The sequence below is a fragment of the Desulfovibrio sp. MES5 genome (assembly GCF_002237645.1).
GTDB lineage: Bacteria > Desulfobacterota > Desulfovibrionia > Desulfovibrionales > Desulfovibrionaceae > Desulfovibrio.
In genome coordinates this window covers 1-7146 of sequence record NZ_MJUZ01000045.1, presented here as the reverse complement: position 1 = coordinate 7146, position 7146 = coordinate 1, and the positions used below count along the sequence as shown (strand labels likewise).

Here is a 7146-nt window from a genome sequence, read left to right as displayed (position 1 = left end):
TTGTTGCCCTCACAGTTTTCGGCGGGAATAAAGTGCTGCTGGCCAACGGTGTCCGGCTTGCCCCACTTTAGCGTGAGGCCCACAGGGCTAGCCTCGCCGATCCAGAACTTGCCGTCCTGCTTTTTGCTGGAAAGGTTGTGGACTACCTGAAGATAAACGAGGGGCTTGGTCACTGTCGGTGTGTGGTGCAGATGGCCACGCATGAAGTGTAGGGCTTGCTCGCCTTGCAGGATTTCAATTTCTGCCGTTACGGTCTGGGGGGACTCACCTTCCATCTGCTGCGGGAACATACGCTGAGCCAGCTCGTGCAGCATGGCGCGGGTTTCACGGCTTGCACGGTAGGCCAGAGCCCGGTCAAGGGCGTAGGTTACAGGCTGCACGCCTTGATGGGCCAGAGGCTGAAAGCGAACGGTCAGATCACCCCATCGCAGCAAACTGCGCGTGGAGAATGTAACTTCAATGGCGTTGGTCAGATTGCTGGTGGAAGCCTCTCCCATGAAGAGTTTTCGAACCTCATTGGCGTAGTCCACCATCGTGGAGCACAATGATTCGGGCAGCGATGGGAAGCGCCGGGCAAGCAGGCTCTTTTCCACATCGGCAGATGGATAGCACACTTCGCAGATGGTGAAGCGGTCCAGCCATGCAAGGTTCTGCCGCTGGGTGCCCTGGTATAGGCCGGTGTCGTCGCCACCGCCATTGGTATTGGCCGTGGCAACCAGACGGAACATGGGGTGTGGCACAATCAGTTCGCCGCCGTTTTCCGCCAGGCACAGGGGGGAGCCGTCAAGCACGCTGTTCAGGCCTGCTGCAATTTCAGGGGATGTCAGGTCGATCTCATTCAGCAGCAGAAGTGCCCCGTAACGCATGGCAAGCGCAAGCGGGCCGTATTCAAAGGTCATGTTGCTGTTTTTGACTGTCAGGTGACCAACCAGGTCGGCAAATTCCAGCCGCCCATGTCCGGTAACCTCAAAGACAGGATAGTTAAGCCTGGCTGCCAGCTGCTTGATGCATGTCGTCTTACCGCAGCCTGTGGGGCCGAAGACGTACAGCGGTTCCTGTGGGTTGAGAAACCAGACCACGACATCGCGGCTGGACTCATGGAAAATATAGTCGTTGTCAATGGCCGGGGTATAGGCAGATGGAAAGGCGTAGCCCCTGACCGTGGTGCCGGATGGTTTGCCGCTGAAGACCTCACCGGCATCAAGATCCGTGGGCTGCAGGTTACTAAGGTCGTCGATAGTATTCATGCCTAGCTCCTTAAAACGAAAAAGGCCCCAGGGAGGGGCGGTTGTGGCGAACGTCATAAAAGTGAGGGGATGGTCATGAGTTCCCCATTTTTTCAGTTTATGGGCGAGATACTCAATTTTTCGAAAGGTGAGCCTGTGCGCTCGCAACGGGTTAGCAATGTATCCACGTCAATGTCGCCCAGGTGCTCCGCATGAAAAATCTCGGTCAACTCCTCCCGCAGAGCATCCTTGTCCAACGTGGTTCGGCCTGCTGTCACTGACATGCGAAAGCGGTAGTTCCCTGTGTCTACCCAATCCCGTGTGCCAGCCTGGCGGTGAACAAGCTTGAGCACAGTTTCCATCTCTTTTATTTCGCTATCTAAAGCGGTGCGCTGCTCCTTGAGGGCCGCCAGCTTTTCCAGTGCTGGTTCCCATTGGGGCATTTGCACGCCCTGCGGAAATTTGGGGCAGTCACCGTTGTGCTCGCAGTACGAGCACAATGGGTAAAAGCCTTGAGCGCAATCCACCTGTGCCAGGGATATGTGCCCGGCGCGGAATGCCGTAAGCTCGCCCCAAAGCTGCGCCGCATGGTCAAGGGCCGTATCGAGCATGGCCTGATTGAAGCCATAGGGACCGAACGCTTTAACCTCTTTCATGGAAAGGCAGAGCAACCACGCTTCCATACTTGCCTCGGTAGCAGTTGCGGGCAGCTGAATGCCAAGTTGAACACGGCAAAGTTGAGGGAAGGTCACTTTGTCATGCATAAGCGTGCCGTCCTCAGCTCGAAGGCTGAAAACAGGCTTGCTCCATGCCTTTGTTAGCAGGCCGATCTGCCCGTGCAGTTGCAGCAGATGGGAATCGTGCGGGGTGGTGGGCAGCTTATCTGTGCTTTTCACTTCCAGAATGCGTATGGCATTGACGGGCGCGCCCCAGACCAGAACAAAATCCAGATGAGCCTTGATAGGTACGCCCTGATGCTGCCAGTTGATTTCAAGCTGGGGCAGCACATGCAGTCCCAGCGATTCCAGAGCTTGCCCAACCCCAGATTCAAACCAGTGCCCGCGCTGCAGCGTTAGCAGACGCTCCAAACTGTTCGTGGTGGACAGCACCTTTTTGGCCAGCGCAGCTCGTGGGCATTCCCAGTGCTGGCCGATGTCGCTCATACCAATGTAACTGGAACGGTCGCCCAAATGGGCAAGCGTATCTTTGTGGGCAACAGCTTGCAGGCCCTGTCTGATTAATGCCCTTAATCCTTCCGTGCGGTCGATCTGTTCCATGGTTTAGCCTCCATAAAAGCGAGAGGGCCGCTATCAGGCAGCCCTCTCACTCGGTATTTTTATTGTCACTATGCGGCATCGACATACTTCCACCACAATTTTCTCTGCGGGTTCCATCGAAAGCCCGAACCGGTCAGTAATTCCATTTTGGCCTGTGTGTTACCTGTGGCAAGGATACAAGGACGCCCATCCTGGGCGGTAACCTGCTGGTAGGTGACGCCTTCAAGCGATGGAAGGCTTTCAAGGATGGCTGACGGACGATTTGAGGGGCTTGAAAGATTGTTTGTTGTGGACGATTCGCGTTGTCGCTCTTTTCGCGATTCAGAGGCAATTACGGGCAATTTAGGCCGTGTAGACGATTTTTTGCCATTTTTAGCCCCTTCGCCATCGTCATCTTCAGTTACCATGCCCAACATGGCGGTTAGAGCGTAGCGACGGGCGTATGTTATTGCCGATCCCATGCCCTGTGGGTCGGCCTTCGGCAGAGGAACGACGGCAAGAGAGCTTTGCCACTGACCAGACTCTGCATGCGTCAGTTTGGTAACCAACCCCAAAGAGTTGGGCTGCTCCACAGGCACCGGATACTGGCACAGCCAGATGCCATTTTCGATAAGTGCATCACGACAGGCGTCCATGACGCTGTTGAGGCTGGCGTACCAGCTTTTGGTAAAGGGATTTTCAGCGTCTTTTGTAACCGGTTGCACGGTTCGCTGCACGTTGAGCAAGGCCTTGGCCAAGTCGGTGATGCTTTCTGATTGGTATTGGTTCATATGAAAATTCTCCTTGGATAGCAAAATGACAAAACCCCGCCCAGCTTAGCGCTGGACAGGGTTTTCAGGTTGTTTGAAATGTTACTCTGGTGTTCTTGAAAGAATAATATATTCTTAAACTTGGATGAATAACAATCGTAGTCGCCTGGATGCGTTCGCGTTGATGCATCTACTTCATGCTATTTTGGGGTGCACATGTCAGGAGCACTAATTTTCAATGGCATACCTTCCCGGTGGAAACCACTCTTGCAGTGCTATTCTGATGAAGCGTTCAACATTGCCGTTGATTTATCCGAAAAAGTGAACCCACTTCTGGCTTAACAGCCTATTCACACAGCTAGTTTTTGGCATTACATGAGGCGTAGTAACAATTATAACTTCCTGTAGTTTCTCATGCATTGCTTTCAGAAATGACAACTCTACAGATAATGACATATGTATTGAATTCACTCATCACATCACGTACTGCATGCAGATAGGCAAAACCATGTTTTTGATCCGGCTCAAGATGACAACCCTCGCCCCATTCATTCCTGGCGTTGATAAAAACATACTGCATGTTATCTGGCAGATGGAGTTGCCCCCGCTAAACCGGACACTCCAAGTTTTGCAATGAACGGATAAACTCACGAGGTTAGAGCATCCGTAGTGCCTTGTGCGGGGCATTTTCATTATAGTCTTCAAACCAGCAAGGAAGCTGCACCATCACGGTTTCGGCGTCTGGCCGATCGTTGCAGAAGACGTAATCCCGTTTGAATGTTTTGACGAGAGCTTCAGCCATGCCGTTGCTTTGGGGGCTGCGAGCCGGAGTAAACTTGCTGACAATTCCCAGCGCGGCGGCAAAAGTTATTGTTTCTCTTGCTGTGTAGCAGGATCCGTTGTCCGAGAGCCATTCAACCGGCCGCAATGTTTTGACATCTCCAAACCGTTTTTTCAACGCATGCAAGCATAACGCTTTGCGCCATGTCGGCGCTGTACCCACCTGTGGTGGCGGAAAAGGCCATCACTTCCCGGTCACAAGTATCCAACGCAAAAATAACGCGCACCTTCTCGCCGTTGTCGCAGGGGACCTCAAATCCATCAGAACACCAACGTTGATTAGGTCGCAAGGTGGAAACTTTGCCTGTGTGAGCTTTGCCGGGCTGCTTGCCGGTAACCCGCGTCAGCAAAAGATTGTTTTTCCGCATTATCCGGTATACGCGCTTGTGATTGACCGGCGTGCCGCCGCCGGCAAGCAGTTGACGATTAAACAGCCGCTGAATACGCCGATAGCCATAGGTCTGGCGTCCGCCCAAGATTTCGACGATCAGCGGCAGAAGGAGCGCATCTTCCGCTTTGCTGTATCGTTCTGGGCGAGGGCGCAGGCTGCGGCTACGCTCATAGGCGTTGGATCGGGACACCGCCAGGGCGTCCGTAACCCGTTTCACTAGAAATTCTCCACGCCGGACAAGGGCAGCCGCGAGATAAGTTTTTTTTTCGCGGCCATTGCGAACAGCTTCCTTGAGGATTTCCACTTCCAGTGTTTTGTTGCCGAGAACGCGCTCCAACTGCCGGATTCGCTTTTTCAGGGCCTTTACTTCGGCAACGCTCACGACCTCGTCATTGGCTTCAATTTCGCCCGCAGACCAACGACGACGGGGCGTTATGTTTACGATCTCCACCGTTGAACTTGTTTTAGCACTAGTTCCAGCCATAGTTCCAGCACCTCCTCCTTGGTTAGAGGGGTGTCCGGTCGAAATGGGGGCTACTCCAAATATTGCACTGTACGGCTTGTTGAGGTTATACGAACGCAATCAGAGTTGAATCCGCGTTGCATTTTTTTTGAATAAATATTCAGGAGCTGGTTAATACTGATGTTGCAAAAAACCTCACTTCTTTTTTTCTTAAAAAAAATTTGGAAACGGTTTCCTCCTGGTTTACGCTTCTGGCTATTGTGGGTGCTATCTGCTACATGTTTGGATCCACGTCCAACGCCAACCAGCACCAATTCTATGGCAATCCTAGGCGCCTTCAGAAGCAGCAGCGGATTGGCCCAAGGAGCAAGGCTTTATGCCAACCGTGTTGAACGGGAGGGACACACTGTAATACGAGTAGATATAACTAAAGCTATGGTGCAACAGCCCACCTTTTCTCTGGAAGAAAGTGGCGCTATTTCCCTTGAGGAATTTATGAGCATGAAGCTGCCGTGTATTTTGGTCATTCATGCCAACCCTCCTCAATTTCATTTGATTCTTTTCAAGCTGGGCAAGCACTTTTTACACAACAAGAAAATTATAGGCTATTGGGCCTGGGAACTGGCGGTTGTACCGGACGTATGGCGGCATGCCCTCCAGTATCTTGACGCGGTTGAAGTGCCGAGCTCTTTTGTGCGCGATGCTTTGCAGGATTGCACGGACAAGGAAGTCGTCGTCGTTCCACACGTTCTGGAAGCACCGAAGCTCCACAAAACAACATTTGCTTGCGGCGGCATTGTCCGTTGCCTGTTCATGTTTGACATGGGATCGTCCTTTGCCAGGAAAAACCCGGTGGCGGCGTTGGAGGCCTTTCGCTTGGCGTTCAGGCCCGGGGAGGCAGAGCTGACATTTAAGGTCAGTTCCTCCCAGGCGGATCATGACAGTTTTGAAAAGCTCAAGCAGGGTTGCGCGCATGTGCCGGGCGTTCGCATTATCACGGAAGTGATGGACGCGGACGCGCTGGAAGAACTTTATCTGCAGCACGACATCTACCTTTCACTGCACCGCTCGGAAGGTTATGGATTGACTATCCATGAGGCTTTGCTCTACGGTCTGCACGTCGTGGCCACAGGCTGGTCCGGCAATATGGATTTTATGGATGCGCCCAAGGCGCATGCCGTGCCTTATTCACTTGTACCTATGCAAGAAAAGAATGGCGCCTTCAAAGGACTGAAGGCGCGCTGGGCCGAGGCGGACGTAACGGCCGCCGCAGAGATACTGCGGAAATTACGGTTGGAGATATTGGCCGAAGACAGGCCTGCCGTGTGAGAGGACTCCGCACGGGCAGGCTTATATCTGACACGAGCGCGATGGGGGCGGTTTGAATACACTCCGGCTACTCTTTTTCAGTTTTACGCGGATATGGGCGGTGCTTCCGACACGCCTGCGCAGGGCAACCACGACTCTTTTTGTTGCCATGATTGTTCTCGGTTTATTGGAACTGGGCGGCATCATGAGTTTGTCGCTGTTCGTGGGGGTGCTTAACGATCCGGAGCGGGTGCAGCAATCAAAATATGCGGCCAGACTCATCGAGTATATCCCATTGTTAATACCCATTTTTGCGGATGCGCGAGTGCTGATGCTCGTTGCGGTTATGGTCCCCATTTTGATGATTGTGGCCAAGAATGTCGTCTCCGCCTATGTTACCTGGAAGACGGGCCTGTTGGGCGGCGAAGTGGCCGGCTATGTGGGCTACGAAATCATGCGGCGCTTTGTCTACATGCCCTATGACTGGCACATTTCTTCCATGAGTGCCGATGCATTTACCAAAATGTCCTGGCGTCATGCTTTGGGGCAAGTGCTTATTCAAAGTCTGGTGGCTTACAGCAATTTCATTACTGCGGGATTGTTATTTCTGGGGTTGTTTGTCTATGCGCCTGGGCTAACCATGTTGGTACTAGGAGTTATGGCTGTAACCGCCGTTGCGCTGTATGGGGCCATCCGCAAGAATATCGACAGGTCCTCGCAGGACAATGCGGCGGCACAGGCTGACGAGTCCCGCGCTGACCAGCCCCGTTTTTTTGTACCAGGTTAAATGTTAGTGGTAGATTCTTTGTGGTTCTGTTTCTGTCGCCTGTATAGCTGATAAGGTTCTTCCGGGTTTTCCGTGGGTAACCCCTGTCAGGAACTGGCCGGGTAG

General features: G+C 52.9%; 5 protein-coding genes and 2 pseudogenes. 2 read left to right on the top strand and 5 right to left on the bottom strand.

Annotated elements, in window-relative coordinates:
• Positions 1–281 precede the first annotated feature (281 nt).
• The 5 genes and pseudogenes from BCS36_RS11350 to BCS36_RS11330 all read right to left on the bottom strand — a co-directional run.
• Positions 282–1247, bottom strand: a pseudogene (locus BCS36_RS11350) (AAA family ATPase); the annotation flags it as partial.
• A gap of 92 nt (positions 1248–1339) precedes the next feature.
• On the bottom strand, positions 1340–2503 hold the full coding sequence (locus BCS36_RS11345; RefSeq protein WP_291303005.1) for a hypothetical protein: 1164 nt from the start codon (positions 2501–2503) through the stop codon (positions 1340–1342).
• Positions 2504–2571: 68 nt separating this feature from the next.
• Positions 2572–3273, bottom strand: a complete 702-nt coding sequence (locus BCS36_RS11340) for an ERF family protein (protein WP_291303004.1) — start codon at positions 3271–3273, stop codon at positions 2572–2574.
• 391 nt (positions 3274–3664) lie between these two features.
• Positions 3665–3832, bottom strand: a complete 168-nt coding sequence (locus tag BCS36_RS11335) for a glycoside hydrolase family 99-like domain-containing protein (RefSeq protein ID WP_291303003.1) — start codon at positions 3830–3832, stop codon at positions 3665–3667.
• Between the two features lie 75 nt (positions 3833–3907).
• Positions 3908–4967, bottom strand: a pseudogene (locus BCS36_RS11330) (IS3 family transposase).
• A 159-nt stretch (positions 4968–5126) separates the two neighbouring features.
• On the opposite strand from BCS36_RS11330, the gene BCS36_RS11325 reads away from it, so the two are divergent.
• Together BCS36_RS11325 and BCS36_RS11320 are read left to right on the top strand one after the other, a co-directional pair.
• On the top strand, positions 5127–6275 hold the full coding sequence (locus BCS36_RS11325) for a glycosyltransferase (RefSeq protein ID WP_291303002.1): 1149 nt from the start codon (positions 5127–5129) through the stop codon (positions 6273–6275).
• 148 nt (positions 6276–6423) lie between these two features.
• On the top strand, positions 6424–7041 hold the full coding sequence (locus tag BCS36_RS11320; RefSeq protein ID WP_291303001.1) for a hypothetical protein: 618 nt from the start codon (positions 6424–6426) through the stop codon (positions 7039–7041).
• Positions 7042–7146 lie beyond the last annotated feature (105 nt).